Raw genomic sequence first — 19,247 nt, forward strand, 5'->3', positions numbered from 1 at the left:
TTTTTCCTCCTTTTTAAAAAAAATTGTATAAAGAAAAGCGGAAGGCTCTCGATTAGCTCCGACTAGCAAATGTTCTGGCAGGCAAAAGTCCGCTTTTTGACTTTTGAGCTGACAGGTTATTTGACCTCGAGGAGCTAGAGCCTGTAGCTAGACAATGAAAAGCGGAAGGCTCTCGATTAGCTCCGACTAGCAAATGTTCTGGCAAAAAAAGTCCTTAACTTCTTTCATTCGTTAAGGACTTTCTGTAACTATTTCGTTAATGCATGTTCCACTTTAATACAGCGATCCATAATGGTTGTAATGCCGTTTTCCTTTAACAGTTCATAGGCTTCTTCGTTTTGAAGTCCGAGTTGAGCCCAGTATACATCAGGTTTAATTTCAATAGCTTCTTTCGCTACCTCAAGCAAATGCTCGCTTCTTCTAAACACATTAACAATGTCAACACTACCTTCAATGTCCTTTAAATTTCCAACGGTTTTTACTCCGAGAATTTCTTCCCCGACTGCCGCTGGATTTACTGGGATGATTTCATAGCCTGCATTTTGCATTGCTTCTGAAACCATGTAAGAGGTTCTTTCTGGATTTGTCGATAGACCAACGACTGCAATACGCTTACTCCGTTTTAAAATTTCTCCTATTTCAGTGCGGCTAGGGTTTTCAATCGCCATTTATAATCACTCCTTTTTATTCTCTTTTATCATACGAATTGTTTTCGTCTCTCATACATTCAGCGAAATCTACAAAATTCCTGCATTATTTCATAATTTTCGTCAAAAAAGAAATAATAATATTTATAGGAACTGTTTTACAGACGGTAGCTACGATTACATAAGAGGGGTGAGATGATGAGCCGACTCCAAACGAGACTCTTACAACTTAGATCAAACTTTCTCTTTTTACCTAGCTTTTATAGTGTTGTTGCTATCGTCCTTTCATTCTTCTTTGTTCAATTGGACTATCATATTTTTTATTCAACAAAACTTGGGAGCTTTGTTCCTGATGTCTTCTTCACAAATTTAAGCTTAGCCCAAACGTTATTAGGTGCGATTTCGGCTTCATTATTAACAATGACCACTATCTCTTTTTCTACGATTATGGTTGTTTTAACGACTTATCTGTCTCAATTTTCTCCACGGACGATACAAAACTTTGTAAACGATCAGCATACCCAGCGCATCTTAGGTGTGTTCATCAGTGGCTTTATTTTTTCAATCGTAACACTCCTTTTAATACGAGAACGAGATGGAGTTGCTTTATTTTTCTCTCCGACAGTAGCTGTTATATATGCGATTGTTTGTGTAGGTTTTTTTGTGTTTTTTATCCATCACGTTTCGCTTTGGATACAAGTCAGTAATTTAATCCATCAAATTTCTAAGAATACAATTGGAGCCATACATGAAAATTATCAAAATAAGGATACTTCTCATCATGACGCACCGTGGGATGATTGGGAAAGCGCTGAAATTAAGCAAAGAGAACCTTTGTTCGTTCACGTGGAAACTCCAGGATATTTACAGCTTATCGATTTTGATCCACTTATTAAACGAGCAAAACAAGACGATGTTATCATTGAAATGCGGTTTGAACTCGGTGACTACGTCGATAAGTTCACGCCTTTTCTTCACATATGGCCTCTGTCCAAAAAAATAGAAGCTAACCACTATTTATCTTATTTTCACTTTGGAAATGAACGTGCAACTATTCAAGATGTGGATTTTGGTTTAACGAAACTGGTAGAAATTTGTTTAAAGGCGTTATCACCAGGTATCAATGACCCGAATACAGCTGTTTCTTGTATTAATGAACTCGGAAAAGTCTTAACTGTATTAGGTCAAAAAAATATTGAGCGTTGCTTCTACAATGATGATAAGCGAGCTCTTCGATTAATGTTAAAGCCGCAGCATTTTCGAGAATATCTTTATCGCTGTTTTTACCAAATTCTCTATTATGCCAAGGATGATGTATCGGTACTGACAGCCATTCTAGAAGCATTAAACGTTGTTGCTTCCCACAATGATACTGATGTAAAAAAAGAAATAAAACGATTTTCAGAATATATTATCGAAGGCATTAAAGAAAAAACATTTTTGTCTTTAGATGAGCAATATTTACATAAAAAATTAGAGGAACTGGCTCTTCATACCGAAACCAATCATACCCCGAACCACGAGTTTTAATAATCACCTATGTAAAACGACTGAAATGAGGTCCCATAATACTATATTAAAATCGAGGATGAACTAATTAGTCATCCTCTTATATCCTTTCTAATAAATCTATGGTGGTGATATATTGAAAGTACTACAAGTTCTTATTGTTCTCTTTCTTCTTCTGCCGATAAACATCCATGCTGAAGCAGCCCCTTCAAATGTAAAAGTAGCCTTTATTCGAGATGAGCACCTTTGGACAAAAATAAATAATAAAGAAGAAAGGATTTCAGATAAAATAGCCGAATACACTTCCTCTCTAATGTGGTCCTACGATGGAAGTATGCTACTTTATCAAAAAAAGGGGCAAAGTGATACACAAAATGAAATTTGGGTATATAACATTCAAACGAGACAACATCAGCTAATATTTTCTAATGGATATCGACCGAAATGGTCTCCTACTGAAAATATTGTTGCTTTCAAAAGCGATGGGGTTCTGAATATATCAGATTTAAAGAGCTTTTATAATTTCGCATTAGGGGTAGATGATTACGAATGGCGGCTAGATGGGAAAGGGTTTATCGTCTCTTCTAGTGCTGACCTTCGTCCTAAGGGTTGGACTAATCCAATCCTTTATACGATATCAATAACAGATGGATATAAAAATTTAAAAAGCTTGACTGAACATGTAAAGGAATTATTCGTAATACCGAACCAAGTACAAAAAGGCGAACTAACTGTAATGGCTATTAATGCTACTTCGCTAACGTATTCCCCTAATCAAAAATGGATCTCCTTTATTGTATCGCCCACAGCTTCACTAGCGATGGATAGCAATATGCTTTGTGTCATTTCTTTCGATGGTCAAAACTTTGAAGCGATCGATGAAGTTATTCAATATTTGGACGAGCCTAAATGGGCCTATAAGAAAAATATATTAGGATATATTGCAGGAGGTGGGAGAATAGTATTTGGCTTTAAAAATAAAGACTTAAAAGTAAAAGAACTTCCCTCTTCTACGACTTTTAACCTTACCCCACCAAACTATGCAGAGCTTGGGTTTACGTGGGTAAATAATCACTCCCTCATTGTGTCAAGAGTACAAGAACGTGAGTGGTCGAATGATCCTAGCGAAAGACCTAAACCGTCTTTATATCATTTAAATTTAAATGGGAAAAATCAAACAAAAATAACCACACCACCAAAGAATTACGGTGATTATCAACCGAAGTTCTTAACTCCTATTCAAAAAGTAACTTGGATACGAAAAAAAGAAACCGATTTTATCGGTGATTTGTGGATGGCTGACTCAAACGGCGAAAATGCCGAACCGTGGATACGAAACGTGGCGAATTATTCCCTTTTCCCATGTCATTAATATAGTTAACAACAAAGATTACCCAACTTTCTGAATAAATTTTTATTCAACCAAATAGGGTAATCTTTTCTATTATTATTGTATTGATTATCTCTTTCTAATAAAAAATAAATGCCACCTCATAAAAATAACTGCAAATATTAAAATATAAACGAGTACCACAGTTTCCAACCTGTATAGGTTAAATAGTTGAACTTCACTGTTAACCATTCAAAAAAGGTTGAAAAAACAACCCATGCTATAAGATAAGGGATAATTCGAAAAAACAATTCCAAATAATGGTGAAGTGATCATTTTGATAAATAATGCTTCAGGGCTGACACTTTTGTCTTCATTAAAATAATATAATTCCATTAAATGACCCAAAGAGAGATCGACTGTAATCACAATGTAAGATACGAAGAACCAGATGATATACATTTCTGGTCGCGATAATTTTTTAGGCATAAACCAAACAAAATTTGCTAAGAAAACGGTAACAATGTACATTAATGTCAAAACTAACACCCTTACAAAGGTGACTTTATTGAGTATTGGTATGTTTACATTATTATAATCAACATCGATTTAATTAAGTACATTTCTACTGCGTTTCTGTCTTGTTTTGTCCCTCATTGACTTTATGAAGGACATTCACCTTGTATTTCTGCCTTGTTTGTCCCTCCTTTGCTTAAGAATGTCATTAGCTTGTTCAATTCTTATGCGTAGTTGTTGCGGGATAAAATACACTTGTAATATACATTGTTAGTACTCGTATTAACACCTAAATATCAAATACATATGAATTTACGCGGCAGCTTTTTTAGGTGTTATTTTATATGTTAAAAATAACAAAACACCTGATATATTAGGAAAATAAAGAGACGGAAACCAGTGTGATTTCCGTCTCCAATTGCTATGTTATTTGGAGTATACTCCTTTGTTCCGAATCCATTTCGCAATAGTTCGCTTCTTTTTCTTTTGCGGATATAGTTATGACGATATATTTTCTTCCCTTTTAAGCCTTTCAATCATCTTTTCGTTTTTCGCATAGGCTTTTTTAGTTTGTGGTGACACACTGTATTTTGGGAGCTTCACATTTTTCACTTTTTTTATTTGTTTTTTCATGTAATCTCCACCTTAATTTAGCATTATTGATCTATATTATGAGCAAAAACGCTAAACATGAATAAAAGACATGGAGAATTACTCCATGTCTTTTAATATCGTCAAGCTCTTTTTTCTTTATACTCCTCTATCATCTTTTCATTACGCTTTAAAACTTCTTTAGTCCGGGGACTCACTTCATACTTAGGTAACCCTACACGTGAACGTTTTTTTCTTACTTTTATCACTTTAGGTTTCTCTTTCGTATTGTTCATAATCATCACCTTCCCCTTCTATTGACATTAAATCATATATCGATACTAACGATGTGAACAGCACACAATCTGTTTCTGTTAAGTAATTAGTAGAGGATAATTTAAGTACGTATGACTCTTCATATAATTCTAGTGGAATAAGAGCTAGTTTTTCATTATCGCTATAAAAAATTTCGTGTCGTTGAAGTTTGTTTCTTGCGTTTACCTTTTCATCTAAATGCTCTAAAAGATGTTCTTTTTCATTTTCAGTAGAGTATTTACAAACTTGGGCAAAAACATTAATTTGCTCTGCAAACTGAGAAATGAGTTCCTCTACTCCTATGATATAAGCTTCCTTACCTCCATCATAAACGTTAATCGTATCATTTTTCAATAGATGTGCGAAGGTTTTTAATTTATTTTGATGATTTTTCATTAAGCCGTCATTTTCCTCTAATAGTTCTCTCGTTTCAGTCACTAATTCACTATTCCCGACTCTTTTAATATACGAATTTAAGAATATAAATGCGTCAATTAATATAAACAATGCAGCTACAATTAAATATTTCTTCCACTCGTTAAATAGAGACAAAGGATCAATCATCCACCCAATAAAAACACCAATAACGAAAATCAAATACCATGTTTTTCGAATGGCATTCATCTTCTCCTTTACCCTCTTTTCCCACACCCAAGAGCACATAACATAAAAAATGAGAGCACAGAGGCATAACCAAACAATAATTTGAAATAATAGTATCATGTTAAATCCTTCCTTAATTGCTTCTACTTATTATTCTATCATAAAGTTTGGAGTTTGGTTTGTATCTACTTTTACTGAATGATTTTTTATAAATAAACTCACAATATATCCTAGCTTCGTCAACATAGTTTCTCTTGGTTATGTCACCTTTACTTTCCATTGAAAATAGTCGTTCAGCCATGATATATTACAAGTACAACAAACCCGAGAACGTGATGAACTTCACTTCTCACTTCAAAACTCTTGCCATAGCGCATACCATACATGCGTTATCTTGAAAGGAATGGAAAACGAAAGTTTCAATTCCCATTCCTCCTTTTACATAACTAGCCCTGCGATGTTAGTACTTCATATTGTCTTAAACCGATACTGATTTTTTGGGAGTTCAACATTCTAATCCTGACAACAAGCCCTGCAAGCTGGGGGAAGTTGGATCGTTTAGAGAGGACACCCACCTACGAGAGTAGGTTTTTAAGACACTAGGAGGTACGGCAGAGTGGGACACCATGGTTTGAGAGTTAAAGTAGTTTACATATTATATAAAACCAGTTGAGGTGTTTCGCTCAACTGGTTTTTGTTCTTCACATCTAATTTTGGTTTGTTTTTCTCTTTCCTTTAGGAAAGAGTTCTTTATGATCTATCCTAAATTTGCCTATAATAAAATGTAGAACAAAATGAGGTGATCATAATGTGCGGTCGGTTTACATTAACAGCAGATCCATCTTTATTAAGGGATGAGTTTGAGATTGCAAATGAATTTGAAACTCAATATACACACAGATATAACATCGCGCCTAGTCAAAATATTTTATCAATTATTAATGATGGACATGTTAATCGTGCTGGATATCTCCGCTGGGGTCTAATTCCATCATGGGCAAAAGACTCGAAAATAGGTTATAAACTAATCAATGCTCGTGCAGAAACTTTAGCGGAAAAAGCGAGTTTTAAACATGCTTACAAAAAACGAAGATGCATGGTTATAGCAGATAGCTTTTATGAATGGAAAAAAGTACATAAGAATAAAGTTCCAATGAGGATAAAGCTCGTCAATCATGACGTATTTGCGATGGCCGGGCTTTGGGAGCGGTGGCATTCTCAAGAAGGAAACATAATCTATTCTTGTACAATTGTAACAACAAGTCCAAATTTATTTATGAAAGATATACATGACCGAATGCCTGTCATTTTAACAAAGGATGCTCAAGATGTTTGGCTTAATCCCTCAATCGAAGACCCAACCATTTTAAATACTGTGCTACATCCTTTCCCAGCTCATGAAATGGAAGCGTATGAAGTGTCAACGGAGGTCAACTCACCGAAAAACGATTCTCCAGCATTAATCACTCCAGTAGTTTAAAGCTGTCCTATATCTATTGTGAACCAAAAAAGAGGCAGACTTATTATAATGTCAGCCTCTTAATGCTTTATCCAGAAATTGTGTTGTCTATTGATGCAGAATGCGTTTTGTCAGATGCATATAGTTTTAGTTTCACAAATACAAGTGGTGCAACATACAAGCCCCACAGACCTACGAGGGTATACCGAAGAAAATCAAAAAGCATTGCTTCTGGAAAAGTCCATTTTAAACCCGATTGAATAGCTACTAGTCCGACTATTCCAATGGTAAAAGCACCTGCTTTTCTCCATAATACTTTTGAAATTTTCATTTGGTTGGTCTGTGCCTAAAGTAAAAAACCAATTCCCGCCCCAAGTAAAAATCCAGCATATTTAACACCCTCCTCTTCTGGAAAAATGATCATGAGGATGATTGGAACGGTTACAGCAAGGAGCCAATGAGCCTTGGAAGATAACTTCGTAATTCTTTTTTCGATTGGAATTGCGACGGCTAAGATGATGACTGCAAGTGTGATTCCTACAATGACATCTGTTGGCCAATGTAAAACTGAGTACAAGCGAGATAAAGAAATAAAGAACACAAGTAGGATAGTAAATATCCAAAAGGAACGTCTATTAATTAAGTAAGCTAAATAGCCAAATAGTGTTGCTGATCCTTGGGCATGTCCACTTGGAAACGAGTCATATGGATAATGGCTCCCCACTTCTGCTTATTCTAAAAAGATTGAGTTTACCCCTTCAATATCAATCGGACGTTTTACGGCAAAATGGATTTTTAAAAAAGCGTTAATGTAGACTGACATTAGAAAAATATAGAATAATCTAAATCCAGCGGTCTTCGATATGCACCAATAAACGAGAGGTAAAATAATCATATAAAACTCTTCATTTCCTAAAAACGTTAAAATAAGTGCAAACACATTTAAAAATGAATTTTGAAGTTCTGTAAATATGACTAAGATTTCTGTTTGATTCATTTTGCCTCCTTAAGATGTAGTGAAAAGTATTTTAGTGTATTCGACTTTTCCATAAAAATCTTCTATTTGAAGTCATTTTAAGATTAATATTGTACTATTTTTTGTTTATTTACAACCCTGTATTAGGGATATTCTTGTTCAGAATACTAGTTTTTTAGTTACGTTCTTTGCTTTCAAACATTCATACGACTCTTTTCAAACAAATTTTAACGAAAAATTTCATGAATTTTCTAAAAACAAAAATCTTTTTACTAAAACGAACATATAATACAATAATTCGATTGAAAAGCCATAACTCATAAGGTGTGAAAACGCTTCCATACAACTACTAAGTCCTGGTCCTTCAAAATTTAATAAAAAGGAGAAATGTGTATGAAATTCATTCCTAATTTTGGTGAGTTTTATCAAAAGCCTCTCGTCCCTATTGGTGAGAATGACCGGATTTTAGCATTAGAAAAATTGCCCAACACAGAATTACATGAAGGTTTTAGTCATTGGTTAATTGCTCTAGAAGGAACTGAAATCTCACAAAACAGTAATTTTTATCAATGGCGAGTTCTCGTTTATCCAGCGAAAAAATGTGGTCAGTTTGAATGTTTCCATCCGTACTTCGTATCGGCTTATTTCCCAACGATGGACGATGCTCTTACTTTTACAAAAGAGATTGAAAAACGAGCGAGTCAAGATCAAATAACTCAAATCCCGCAAGCTGCAAGTTAGTATTTAAAAAAAGAAACAAGATCGATTCTTCGTTTCTTTTTACAAATCTATGTGAATAGATGCACATACATAATTTCCTTTTAGGTTTAGGTAACAGGTACGTTTAGTTAGTTAAGCTTTTTTTCCTTACGAAGATAGTTTGACGACCTTCATACTCATTTTCTTCATAAAATAGGACATGCCAATCAGAAAAGATAGAAAGCAATTCACCAGACTGTAATTTATATTGATTCGAAACTTTATGCTGTGAATTCGCTGTAAGATAAAATGTCTCCATAAAAAAGTAACCATCATCTTTAATTAAAGATGGGATAAGAGGAAATAACGATCGATCTAAATAGTAAGTGATAACGACGAGATCAAATAAATTTGTCTTCCCATTAAGGAAACTCATGTTAGTTAAGTCACATGAAGTAGGATTTATGGTGAGCTTGTTTTTCTCAACTTGCTCCTTCAAATGTTGAATCGCTATTTCTGAGATATCAAAGGATTCAACTTTATATTTTTGTTTAGCGAGGAATATGCTGTTTGCACCAAGGCCACAAGCAAGGTCTAGAGCAGTCCCCCCATTTAGATAGGGTATTAATTTCTGTAACCTTGAATTTGGTGCTGGTAGTTCATGAAACTTGAGACGATCTTCGTATTTTTGATTCCACTTTTCACGAGAATTCATTTTGTGATCTCCCCTTAAACGGTTTACTACATAATAGCATAAGGAAAAAAAGAGATCCCCTCCACTGAAGGAAGAGATCTGACGGTTTAGGATTATCCACTTTCTTATTAAGTTGATTTGGTGAAAAGGTAAAATTACTTATAAATGATATCGTCTTTTAATGATGCAACCTTACTTAAGGCAGTATCAATATCTGATTCGTTTACTCCATAGTGAGCAAGGGCCGTGTGAAGGTGTTTTGCAATCGCTTCAAATTGCTCTGGTTGAATATTCATTCCTTCATGGGCTTTTTCCATCGATTGTCCAGAATATTGATTCGGACCTCCTAATGCAAAACTAATAAATTTTGTTTGATGTCGACGTTGTTTTTCCATATCTGTATGCTTAAAAAAGTGGTTTACTGTATCATCCTTGAGCACTAATTCAGTATAAAAATAATCGACCACTTTTGCAATTGCGTCTTCACCGCCAAGTTTTTCATAAATTGTTTGTTCCAAAATGTTCACTCCTATAAAATATATTTATAGAAGTATTTTCCACGAAAAATGTAAATTTATTCATAAATATAGAAGCACTTTCCTGTAATAGATTAAACAAAGAGGCAAGGGTAACAAAAGTGTCCCTGCCTCTTTGTTTAATTTTTATTATCCTTTCCGTTCGAATATAGAATTTTAACATGGTGAATTTCTATTAACCTAACCTAAAAACAATACCATGCCCACCTTTTGGATACTCCCACTTAATGTTTTGATGAGGGCAACCGATGCGACAGCTCCCGCACTCGTGGCAACCTTCATAACCAACATGCATTCGTATGTCTTCCCATTTGTAAATTTCGGCTGGGCAAAAGATCGTGCAGATTTTGTCTGGGCATTTGTTTAAGCAGATGTCTTCATCCATTACATGAAGATGTGATTTCGTATCGGCATTAAAGCGAACAAGATACTGTTTTTCCTCGATAGACTGACCCTTTTTTTGTTCACTCATTATTTCATCACCTTCCAGGCTCGATACATATCTCGAGCAATTTTGAATTTCTGTTTAGGAGAACCAATATCTTTAATAATTTTCTTCTGTTTATCACGCTTAGACGTACCATCGACTGTAAACATTTGACTGGCTGCTTTATTCACCATCGGTATATATTGATCAAAGTATTGTGGGAATTTATCAAAGTGATGAGTAGAATCTTTGTATTTTTTCATGTCCTGGCCAACAAAGCTATCCATCAATTTTTTACGATAATAATCCAACGTTTTTTCTGAAAAGTCCTCAGCTTCTTTTGCCTTTAGTACTGTTTCTGCAGCGTACCTTCCAGATGTCATCGCTAAGTTTGACCCTTCACGGTGAATGGCATTGACGAGTTGGGCCGCATCGCCGACCACAATGACACCGTCACCAACGACTTTCCCCATTGAATGATAGCCTCCCTCTGGAATGAGGTGAGCTAAATACTCTTGTGGTTCGCTTCCTTGAATGTATGGGCGAATCATTGGATGGTTCTTTACATACTCTAAGAGCTCATACGGTCGAATTTTATGCTTAATTAAACCTGACAGGAGTGTCCCAACACCAATACTTAATGTATCTTTGTTCGTATAAAGGAAACCAGTACCTAAAATCCCTTTGGTTGCATCACCAAACAGTTCGATCGTACAGCCTTGGTTTTTTTCTAAGTTAAAGCGGTCTTCGATAATTTTTGAATCTAGCTTTAAAATTTCCATTGTTGCAAGTGCCACTTCATCAGGTTTATATTCTTTATGAAAACCAAGTGATTTAGCAAGGAGTGAGTTAACTCCATCAGCTAATACGACGACATCGGCGTACACTTCCCCGTCTGGTCGGTCGGTTCTTACACCGATCACTTTCCCATCTTCTACGATACATTCTAATACGACCGTTTCGTTGATGAGTAGAGCTCCTTGTTCCACGGCTTTTCCCGCAAACCACTGATCAAATTTGGCGCGTAACACAGTGAAATTATTATAAGGCTCCCTACCCCACTCCATCCCTTTATACCCAAAGGTAACAGCAGACTCTTTATCCATCATCATGAAGCGTTGTTCCGTGACAGGACGTTCAAGTGGGGCTTCTTTATAAAAGCCAGGAATAACATCTTCCATCATTTGACGATAAAGAACGCCCCCCATTACATTTTTCGAACCAGGATATTCACCGCGTTCAAGAAGTAGAACACTCGCCCCTCCTTTGGCTAATTCATAAGCACATGATATTCCTGCAGGTCCTGCTCCTACGACAATACAATCAAACTTTTCGGGCATGTTCTGCCTCCTCTCTCGACAATGCTACTTTAAATTGATCAATTAACATCGGAACGATTTCAAACGCATCCCCTACAATGCCATAATGACAAGATTCGAAAATTGGGGCTTCAGGATCTTTATTGATAGCTATAATGAGCCCTGAATTTTTCATCCCAACAAGATGTTGAATCGCTCCAGATATCCCAATCGCAAAGTAAATTTTCGGTGTAACAGTAACGCCCGTCTGACCGACTTGATGGTGATGTTCAATCCACCCAGCTTCCACGACATCGCGACTTGCCCCAACAGCACCACCGAGCGTGTCAGCGAGTTCATGACATAATTGAAATCCGTCTGAACTACCGAGCCCTTTCCCCCCAGCGACAATAATATCAGCTTCATCTATTTTTACTTTCTTCGTCGTTTCACGGACAATTTCTAGCACTTTTGTTCGCACATCTTTTTCTTTTAACGGTAGTGTTTCTTCTACTAATTTCCCCGTTCGACCTGGTTGTCTAGATAATGCTTTCATAACTTTCGGACGAACAGTAGCCATTTGCGGACGATATTTTTTACACAAAATGGTCGCCATAATGTTACCACCAAAAGCTGGACGACTTGCTAATAACAATCCTGTATCCTCTTCAACATCGAGCTCTGTCGTATCGGCAGTTAGTCCTGTGGGTAAGTCCGTTGCTACCGCACTTGCTAAATCTTTTCCAGTTGAAGTTGCTCCATATAAAATGATTTCAGGTTTATGTTTTTCACAACAATCAAGAAGGGCTTTCATAAACGATTCTGTACGATAATCTTTAAAAATGGGGGCATCATACAAATACACAACATCAGCACCATACTCGTATACTTGATTGACGAGACCTTTCACTTGATCACCGATGATGACACCACCTAATTCAACACCTCGTTTGTCTGCAAGTTTTTTCCCAGCTCCTAACAATTCCAGAGAAACAGGAGCAATTTCACCTACATTTTCTTCGATAAATACCCAGACCCCTCGGTAATCTTCAAAATTCATAACGCTCCTCCTTTTTGTGCGAACAATTCTTTTTTCTCCATTAGAACACCTAACAGTTGCTCGACTTTTTCTTGTGAGTTACCTTCTAGAATTTTCCCACCTTCTGGTTTTGGTGGAGCCCATACTTTTGAAACGATCGTTGGTGAACCTTTTAAACCGAGTTGCTTTTTATCGACACCATCTAAATCTGCAACAGCCCAAATCGTAGGTTCATAGCGAGCAGCTTTCAGCATATTCGGGAAGGATGAATAAGGAACTTCATTAATCTCTTTTTCTACCGAAAGTAAACATGGTAATTGCGATTGAATCACTTCATACCCATCCTCCAGTTTGCGATGAACGACCATAAACCCGTTTTCTTTGTTGACTTCAACTATTTTTTTGACAGATGTTAATGGTGGAATATCGAGGCGTCTAGCAATACCAGGTCCAACTTGTCCTGTATCGCCATCAATGGTCATCTTTCCACAAAGAATGAGATCGATTGGTTTAATTTTCGAAATTTTTTCTAAGGCACATGTTAACGCATAGCTCGTTGCTAATGTATCCGCACCTGCAAACGCACGGTCTGAGATCATATAACCTTCATCAGCACCAATTTCAATACACTTTTTAATTGCTTTTACTGCTGGTGGTGGGCCCATTGTAAGGACGGATACTGTACCCCCATATTTGTTCTTTAGCCTTACTGCTTCTTCGACTGCATGAGAATCGTAAGGGTTTAAGATTGCTGGGGCACTGGCTCGATCCATCGTATTTGTCTTTGGATTCATCTTGATGATTTTCGTATCTGGCACTTGTTTAATACACGCTACAATATGAAGCATTCACATTCACTCCTTTCAACACCAACCATTCATTTTTCAGACAGTTATGTGTATATCATTCATGTCATTACTTTAAATATATAAGGACAATGCTAATAAAATGCTTGTTTTCTTTCTTTATTTACGTTTATGCTTCTTTAAAGCACTAAAATTAAAAGGTAGAAAAAACAATTCAACGAAAAAAAAACTGGTAGACCAGACCGTTACACGGACGTCTTACCAGCTGGAAATGTGTTTGATTAACTTACTGAGTCACCATAAAACTAATCTATTATATTAAAGTTAATGCTTTTCTTTTTGACAACAAGCATTATTTTCTTGGTTTTCTTTTACTTCTTCAATTTGGATCTTGCAGCAACTAGTATTCTTCTTTTCTTTTTTGATCAATTTTTTAAAGATCGTTAACATCATATCCCCTCCTTATATAAGATAAAAAACAAACCCTGAAATCGTAGACATTGAAATAACGGATACAACAAAGGCAATGACCAGTTCTTTTTTAAAGATGGATTTTAAGAGAACGACTTCTGGTAAACTCGCACCTGCTGAGCTGATCATCATGGCCATGACTGGACCTAACGCCATCCCTTTTAAAATTAATACTTGTGAGATTGGGATCATACTAGATAAGCGTATATATAATGGAATGCCAACAATGGCTGCTATAGGTATGAGCCACCAAGCATCATGTCCAAACCATGTAGCAATCCACTCAGTCGGAACGAGCCCGTGAATAACAGCTCCAATCGCGGCACCGATTAATAAATAAGGAAAGACACTTTTCATTAAATTCATAGTTTCTGTTAGCGCAAAGCGGATATCAAATGTTTTTGTCTTGGTTTCAAATCCAGATATCATAACATTTTTTACAAAACGTTCAAATCCTAATGCCTCTAAGGCAAAACCGATGATGAGTGAAAGTATCGCAGTGATGACGATGTAAATAATGGTCACTTTCCAGCCTAGAACAACGCCCATAATCGTTAAGATCGTTGGGTCTAATACAGGCGAAGCGAAAAGAAATACCATGACGATGCTAAAAGGAATTTTGTTTCTCAACATATTAACAACAAATGGGATCGTTGAGCATGAACAGAAAGGTGTGATAAACGCAAAAAATAAAGCAAAGAAGGCAGCAATTAATTTGTTTTTCCCGGCGAGTTTACTTTCGATCTTTTCATACGGGATATACCCTTGTACTAGGCCAATAATAAATGAAATGAAGAAAAATAAAACCAATAACTCAAAGGCAATGAACAGAAAGCTCTTTAACACATCAACCATTAACTCCAGCCCCTTTAATCAAAAAAAATTGATTTTCGAAACAAAAAATATAACTTTTAAACCTCCAACTATTAATCAAATATATTTGATTAATTGAGTATACTACCATTTTTTTCATTTAACAATAGGCATATCAAAAAAAATTGATTTACATTGAAAAATTTACATGTAGAGACGTACTTCCATTTGTACGCCCTTACAATGTAAAAATAGTCCATCTTTAAATTCGCCAAAACCTCTTTGCATTCTCACCAAATAAAGCTTGTTGAACAGAAGGTTGTAGGTCTAAGCTTTCAAACTGTGCTTGAATTTCTTCAGCTTTTCCATTAAGTAACGGTAAGTCACTACCATACATCATTCGATCTGGCAATCGTTCAATCCACTCTTTAAATTGTTCAGGTGGCGGAAACTCATCAGACATACTTTTAGCTTCTAATGCTGCAGTATCAAACATAACACCTGGTAATTCTTCAGCTAGCTTTAAAAATTCTTCGGTCTCATTCATCCCTAGATGTGCGACTTGTACTTTTAATTTAGGATAGCGTTCCATTACTCGTGCAAAATACTTAACCCCAACCGTTCCTGTAGCGTCAGATGGTGCAGTTCCTGCGTGGACGATAACGGGTTTATCATATTTTATAAGCGTTTCATAGAGTGGAAAAAGGCGCTCATCATCCATTTTTACGTTTTGAACTTGACAATGTAGCTTCATACCTGCAAAGTCTAACTCACCCAAGCATTTTTCAGTTTCTTTTTCTACGTCATCTTCATGATGTACACAGCCGATCGGAACAATTTCAGATCGTATTTTTGCTTGAGCGTATAACCAGTCATTTAACTCTTCTGCCATTCCTTTTTTATGTACATAGAGAAGTACTAAAAATTTTTCAAACCCTAGTTGCTTCGGATAATCGAAAATTTGATCTGCACTCCAACCATCATATGGAACATTCCACCCTTCCCTACGAAACCAGTTATAAATCGCATTCATTAATTTGTCAGGAAAAGCATGAACGTGTACGTCTATTTTACTCATAAACAGTCTCCTTAATTCAGAAGTTTCAGTACATTATGAAATTAAGTATACCTTTTACTTTAGATAAAAATTGCTTTATACAATATTATTGAGCCCTTGAGGCAACAATAAAGACTAAGTAAATGCTTAAATGAACACAGACTAATAACGTCACTTCCTGTGACAACGTCTGTGTGACCCACCTCGTGAAGGCCCCAACTAATATTCAGTAGGGGATGAAGGAACCCCACTGAATAAAGTTTCACTTTATGTTGCGGAAAGTCCACCATCGATTGGGAAAATAACGCCTGTAATAAAACTTGATTGTTCTGAAGCTAAATATAACACAGCGTTAGCGATATCTTCAGATTCACCGTAACGACCTAATGGAATGGTTTGTGTTAATTTTTCTTTCACTTGTTCTGCGTATTCAGGGTTAAATCCAGCTTCTAAAGAGCGCATCATTCGAGTATTCACAGGGGATGGGTTTACAGCATTGACACGAACACCATATGTTGCTGCTTCAACCGCTGTTGCTTTTGTTAGCCCTACTACTGCATGTTTCGAAGCGATGTAAGCACTAACATTTGGGCTACCTCTTAATCCAGCAATAGATGACATATTAATGACTGAACCACTTTTTTGTTCTTGCATTACTTGTAATACGTGTTTGAGACCATAAAATACACCTTTTACATTGACGTCTAGTACCATATCTAGTGTTTCTGAAGGGTATTTTGTAATCGGTTGTACGACACCTTCAACTCCTGCATTATTGAAGAATACATCAATTCTTCCAAACTTTTCTTTTGTCAATTGTACATAGCGCTCGACTTGTTCCTCATGACGAACGTCTGCTTGTACAAGTAGATACTTTCCTTCGGTTAATTGAAGCTCTTGTGCCGTTTCTTGAAGTGCTCCTTCGTTTAGGTCTACTAATACAATATTAGCGCCTTCTTTAGCAAATTTTTCTACAGTGGCTTTACCTATTCCGCCAGTTGCTCCAGTAATAACTACAACTTTTTCTGAAAAGTTCATCGAATCTCCCCTATCATGGATAGTCCTTGTACAATTTTAGTTTACCATATTTATGAAACCATTTTAAAAAATTTTTTGAAAATTATCATATTAAGATTTTTTAATTGTAAATATAAAAAGCAAAAAGCAAGAGATAGCGTCTTCTTGCTTTTTGCTATAGAGTTCTTTTATTTTTCCACTGACATCTCCTCATCGTCTATTGATTGTATCGCTATTTTTTGACGTTCGTTTTGTGTTAATAAACGATGACAATGTATATATAAAATTCCCTTCCGATAAACCGTTTCTACTCTGTCTTTACGAATTAAATAAGGAAGTTCAATGGTTCGTTTAAAATTACCTGCAGTGGCCTCCTCTTGTAATGAACGGTAGCCGTTTAAATTGAAATTCATCTGCCCTTCGATTTCGATAAGCTTTTCATCAATATAAATCGTAATATCCTCTTTTGATTTGATTCCTGGAAGAATGATTGCACAGACCAGCTCATAACCAGACTCATATAAATTTACTTTTACTTCATTCATAGAGTTAATCTGTAAGTTTTGAAAGTTTTCCCAAAAGTCGTCTTTAAAAAAGTGATCAAAGTAATGTTGAAATTGTTTCATATGTTGAAATGGATCAAAATTCTTCACTTTGATCTTCCTTTCGTTTTATAAAAATTCCTTAACTACAGAATTATTTATTTGCTGCTATGTTTTGGTCGACAACATCAGGATCAAAGGTTCCATTAATACTGATCCCGTTATTTGTGCAAATAAAATCCCCTGTAAGTGCACTTCCTGAACCTGTAATCGTTTTTCCCGCTGATTTAGGAGACATGTTTAAAACATCTCCAAAACTGATATTTCCCTCATTACTATTAATCTTAAATGGACCTATTACTATCGCTGGCATATAAACACCCTTTTTATCAAGATTAATTTATTTTATGTTACGTTTCTTTGATCGTTACGCATTTGATATGGGTTTTCAACAAACTGTCGAATGTGTTTCACTCGAGTTTCAGCATCAATCATGCAGTTTGAGCCAATATGAAGAACAGAAGCAGCCGCTGTACCTGTAATTTTAATACTATTAACATGAATAAATGGGTTTTCATTTGATCGTGAAATTGAAATGGGTTCAGTGAAAACAGGCTGCGGATTTTGAATATGAAAAATTGGGAAGGCTTCAAAATTACCTTCATCACCATAAAAAAACTCAATTTGACGTTGTAAGGCAAGTGCTCGTGACCTTGGGGTTATATTATAACTATCACCGACTTGAAAAAGACTACTTGTTGATACATCAGTCACATTCATATGATTGACGTGTGAAATACGTTTTTGCATGTTTCACCTCTTGTCTACTAAACCTTTGTGTATTTAGTTTAAATTACTATTGAGGAGCTAGCGGTACGAATGGCCCGACAATAAGAGACTCAGGCGGTGTATCAAAATAAGACGATAAACTAATGGTATTCGTATCACCTACTAGAAAAACAGAAGAACTAGCGACACCTATAATTCTTATGGTACCTACTGATAAGTTACGGTTCACTACATTGAAATTCATGTTGGTGGATTCTCCTCTCTTGGTAAATGTCTAATAAAGGCATCAAACGTGTTGCCAATATCTTCTTTTACTTTGTTGACGGTCATTTGTTCGACTTGTTTTACATCATATTGATTGCCTTGAACTTGGTTTAAATAATGATGGATCCGCTGATCGATTTGTTTTTTTACATCTCCGATAATAAAGTTACGATAAGGTGGATCCATTTGATAATTGTGTTTTTGCTCTAGTGACTGTATTAACGGATGACATTCATGATCTAAATAATGGTAGATTTGATGTTGAATCGCTTGAACAGTTTCAGGATGCATATGCGCAAAGGCAGACACACTTAATTCATTTTGGTTTACATTAAAATCTTCAATGGGTGAGGTACCTCCATTAGGGGTCAGCCCAATATTTAACGTTCCTTCAAGCCGCTCGATTTTTAGTTGGTCAAACTTATACTCGATCCGATCAATGTTGTTACCAGGAGGACTTTGTTTTAGTTGAGTCAATTCTTCGCGCATTTGCATAAGTTGTTGCTCCAACTGAAGAATTCTTTCGTTTTGTGCTTGGAGGTAGCCGTTCACTTTATCAAAATACGATCCATAATTCCAGTTGTTATACATAATCATCTCCCACCTTCACACTGATTTCCTTTACTTTGCTAAATACTTGGGGGTGCAAGGGGTACATAAGGTAAAGTTGTAGGAGCACCTTCAATTTCTGGCGCTGGTTCGGTAAATCCACCTGTATTATATAAATTTGATATTCCTTTAATCATCCCAGCACTTCCGATTTGTAGAACAGAAGAGTTTGTTATCCCATCTACTCTTAAGGTATGAATGACAATATTTTGATTGATAAAAAAGTTCATAGATAACGCT

The 19,247-nt window shown here is 35.9% G+C and carries 28 protein-coding genes and 1 other RNA gene; 5 read left to right on the forward strand and 24 right to left on the reverse strand.

Annotation, left to right across the window (positions count from 1 at the left end):
- Positions 1-248: 248 nt before the first annotated feature.
- Positions 249-668, reverse strand: coding sequence for a CoA-binding protein (locus BK574_RS05785; RefSeq protein ID WP_075387826.1), 420 nt, complete (start codon positions 666-668; stop codon positions 249-251).
- A 177-nt stretch (positions 669-845) separates the two neighbouring features.
- On the opposite strand from BK574_RS05785, the gene BK574_RS05790 reads away from it, so the two are divergent.
- Together BK574_RS05790 and BK574_RS05795 are read left to right on the forward strand one after the other, a co-directional pair.
- A complete protein-coding gene (locus BK574_RS05790; RefSeq protein WP_218970543.1) occupies positions 846-2,177 on the forward strand; it encodes a DUF2254 domain-containing protein in 1,332 nt (443 codons plus the stop codon).
- Positions 2,178-2,292: 115 nt separating this feature from the next.
- On the forward strand, positions 2,293-3,528 hold the full coding sequence (locus tag BK574_RS05795; protein ID WP_238457961.1) for a TolB-like translocation protein: 1,236 nt from the start codon (positions 2,293-2,295) through the stop codon (positions 3,526-3,528).
- Positions 3,529-3,738: 210 nt separating this feature from the next.
- On the opposite strand, the gene BK574_RS27360 is transcribed toward BK574_RS05795, so the two are convergent.
- The 4 genes from BK574_RS27360 to BK574_RS05805 form a co-directional block, all read right to left on the reverse strand.
- Positions 3,739-4,026: a hypothetical protein gene (locus BK574_RS27360; protein WP_078427896.1), complete on the reverse strand. Its 288-nt coding sequence runs from the start codon at positions 4,024-4,026 to the stop codon at positions 3,739-3,741.
- A gap of 474 nt (positions 4,027-4,500) precedes the next feature.
- On the reverse strand, positions 4,501-4,635 hold the full coding sequence (locus tag BK574_RS28745) for a hypothetical protein (RefSeq protein WP_274379198.1): 135 nt from the start codon (positions 4,633-4,635) through the stop codon (positions 4,501-4,503).
- A 101-nt stretch (positions 4,636-4,736) separates the two neighbouring features.
- Positions 4,737-4,895, reverse strand: a complete 159-nt coding sequence (locus tag BK574_RS26910) for a type II toxin-antitoxin system SpoIISB family antitoxin (protein ID WP_139313893.1) — start codon at positions 4,893-4,895, stop codon at positions 4,737-4,739.
- Complete coding sequence (locus BK574_RS05805; RefSeq protein WP_078427897.1) at positions 4,864-5,631, reverse strand: type II toxin-antitoxin system SpoIISA family toxin; 768 nt, start codon at positions 5,629-5,631, stop codon at positions 4,864-4,866. Before BK574_RS05805 ends, BK574_RS26910 begins: the two co-directional genes overlap by 32 nt.
- A 326-nt stretch (positions 5,632-5,957) precedes the next feature.
- Between BK574_RS05805 and ssrS the strand changes: the two genes are divergently transcribed.
- Positions 5,958-6,138, forward strand: a non-coding RNA gene (gene ssrS, locus BK574_RS05810) — 6S RNA.
- A gap of 181 nt (positions 6,139-6,319) precedes the next feature.
- A complete protein-coding gene (locus BK574_RS05815; RefSeq protein ID WP_075387830.1) occupies positions 6,320-6,991 on the forward strand; it encodes an SOS response-associated peptidase in 672 nt (223 codons plus the stop codon).
- Positions 6,992-7,058: 67 nt separating this feature from the next.
- Here the strand turns inward: BK574_RS05815 and BK574_RS28310 are convergent, their stop codons facing one another.
- The 3 genes from BK574_RS28310 to BK574_RS28320 are packed head-to-tail and all read right to left on the reverse strand — an operon-like array spanning position 7,059 to position 7,967.
- Positions 7,059-7,301, reverse strand: a complete 243-nt coding sequence (locus tag BK574_RS28310) for a hypothetical protein (RefSeq protein WP_238457962.1) — start codon at positions 7,299-7,301, stop codon at positions 7,059-7,061.
- Positions 7,302-7,316: 15 nt separating this feature from the next.
- Complete coding sequence (locus BK574_RS28315; protein WP_238457963.1) at positions 7,317-7,694, reverse strand: phosphatase PAP2 family protein; 378 nt, start codon at positions 7,692-7,694, stop codon at positions 7,317-7,319.
- A 6-nt stretch (positions 7,695-7,700) separates the two neighbouring features.
- Positions 7,701-7,967 (reverse strand): phosphatase PAP2 family protein, encoded by a 267-nt coding sequence (locus BK574_RS28320; protein ID WP_238457964.1) that lies wholly within the window; start codon positions 7,965-7,967, stop codon positions 7,701-7,703.
- A 372-nt stretch (positions 7,968-8,339) separates the two neighbouring features.
- Between BK574_RS28320 and BK574_RS05825 the strand changes: the two genes are divergently transcribed.
- Entirely contained in the window at positions 8,340-8,687 is a 348-nt protein-coding gene (locus BK574_RS05825) for a hypothetical protein (RefSeq protein ID WP_075387832.1), read from the forward strand.
- Positions 8,688-8,790: 103 nt separating this feature from the next.
- Here BK574_RS05825 and BK574_RS05830 read toward each other — a convergent pair whose 3' ends face one another.
- The 16 genes from BK574_RS05830 to BK574_RS05900 form a co-directional block, all read right to left on the reverse strand.
- The gene (locus BK574_RS05830) at positions 8,791-9,360 is read right to left on the reverse strand and encodes a methyltransferase domain-containing protein (RefSeq protein WP_078427898.1); all 570 of its coding nucleotides are present in this window, start codon (positions 9,358-9,360) and stop codon (positions 8,791-8,793) included.
- A 134-nt stretch (positions 9,361-9,494) separates the two neighbouring features.
- Positions 9,495-9,857 (reverse strand): group I truncated hemoglobin, encoded by a 363-nt coding sequence (locus BK574_RS05835; RefSeq protein WP_180320580.1) that lies wholly within the window; start codon positions 9,855-9,857, stop codon positions 9,495-9,497.
- 193 nt (positions 9,858-10,050) lie between these two features.
- Complete coding sequence (locus BK574_RS05840) at positions 10,051-10,347, reverse strand: ferredoxin family protein (RefSeq protein ID WP_075387834.1); 297 nt, start codon at positions 10,345-10,347, stop codon at positions 10,051-10,053.
- The gene (locus tag BK574_RS05845; protein ID WP_075387835.1) at positions 10,347-11,642 is read right to left on the reverse strand and encodes an FAD-dependent oxidoreductase; all 1,296 of its coding nucleotides are present in this window, start codon (positions 11,640-11,642) and stop codon (positions 10,347-10,349) included. Before BK574_RS05845 ends, BK574_RS05840 begins: the two co-directional genes overlap by 1 nt.
- The gene (locus BK574_RS05850; protein WP_078427899.1) at positions 11,626-12,660 is read right to left on the reverse strand and encodes an electron transfer flavoprotein subunit alpha/FixB family protein; all 1,035 of its coding nucleotides are present in this window, start codon (positions 12,658-12,660) and stop codon (positions 11,626-11,628) included. Before BK574_RS05850 ends, BK574_RS05845 begins: the two co-directional genes overlap by 17 nt.
- A complete protein-coding gene (locus tag BK574_RS05855) occupies positions 12,657-13,487 on the reverse strand; it encodes an electron transfer flavoprotein subunit beta/FixA family protein (RefSeq protein ID WP_078427900.1) in 831 nt (276 codons plus the stop codon). Before BK574_RS05855 ends, BK574_RS05850 begins: the two co-directional genes overlap by 4 nt.
- Positions 13,488-13,769: 282 nt before the next feature.
- The gene (locus tag BK574_RS28750; RefSeq protein WP_274379404.1) at positions 13,770-13,895 is read right to left on the reverse strand and encodes a hypothetical protein; all 126 of its coding nucleotides are present in this window, start codon (positions 13,893-13,895) and stop codon (positions 13,770-13,772) included.
- A 12-nt stretch (positions 13,896-13,907) separates the two neighbouring features.
- A complete protein-coding gene (locus tag BK574_RS05860; protein WP_078427901.1) occupies positions 13,908-14,771 on the reverse strand; it encodes a permease in 864 nt (287 codons plus the stop codon).
- Positions 14,772-14,991: 220 nt separating this feature from the next.
- Positions 14,992-15,807 carry an amidohydrolase family protein gene (locus BK574_RS05865; RefSeq protein ID WP_078427902.1) on the reverse strand — a complete coding sequence of 272 codons (816 nt, stop codon included), beginning with the start codon at positions 15,805-15,807 and terminating at the stop codon, positions 14,992-14,994.
- Positions 15,808-16,053: 246 nt separating this feature from the next.
- Entirely contained in the window at positions 16,054-16,824 is a 771-nt protein-coding gene (locus tag BK574_RS05870) for an SDR family NAD(P)-dependent oxidoreductase (RefSeq protein WP_078427903.1), read from the reverse strand.
- A gap of 167 nt (positions 16,825-16,991) precedes the next feature.
- The gene (locus tag BK574_RS05875) at positions 16,992-17,456 is read right to left on the reverse strand and encodes an Hsp20/alpha crystallin family protein (RefSeq protein WP_075387841.1); all 465 of its coding nucleotides are present in this window, start codon (positions 17,454-17,456) and stop codon (positions 16,992-16,994) included.
- Between the two features lie 43 nt (positions 17,457-17,499).
- Positions 17,500-17,718, reverse strand: a complete 219-nt coding sequence (locus BK574_RS05880; RefSeq protein WP_075387842.1) for a spore germination protein — start codon at positions 17,716-17,718, stop codon at positions 17,500-17,502.
- A gap of 32 nt (positions 17,719-17,750) precedes the next feature.
- Positions 17,751-18,155, reverse strand: a complete 405-nt coding sequence (locus BK574_RS05885) for a spore germination protein GerPE (protein ID WP_078427904.1) — start codon at positions 18,153-18,155, stop codon at positions 17,751-17,753.
- Between the two features lie 46 nt (positions 18,156-18,201).
- Positions 18,202-18,378, reverse strand: a complete 177-nt coding sequence (locus tag BK574_RS05890; protein ID WP_075387844.1) for a spore gernimation protein GerPD — start codon at positions 18,376-18,378, stop codon at positions 18,202-18,204.
- Positions 18,375-18,989, reverse strand: a complete 615-nt coding sequence (gene gerPC, locus BK574_RS05895; protein ID WP_158211549.1) for a spore germination protein GerPC — start codon at positions 18,987-18,989, stop codon at positions 18,375-18,377. The genes BK574_RS05890 and gerPC overlap by 4 nt, the downstream gene beginning before the upstream one ends.
- A 38-nt stretch (positions 18,990-19,027) precedes the next feature.
- A complete protein-coding gene (locus BK574_RS05900) occupies positions 19,028-19,237 on the reverse strand; it encodes a spore germination protein GerPB (RefSeq protein WP_075387846.1) in 210 nt (69 codons plus the stop codon).
- Positions 19,238-19,247 lie beyond the last annotated feature (10 nt).

The organism is Alkalihalobacterium alkalinitrilicum, assembly GCF_002019605.1.
Taxonomy (GTDB): domain Bacteria; phylum Bacillota; class Bacilli; order Bacillales; family Bacillaceae_F; genus Alkalihalobacterium; species Alkalihalobacterium alkalinitrilicum.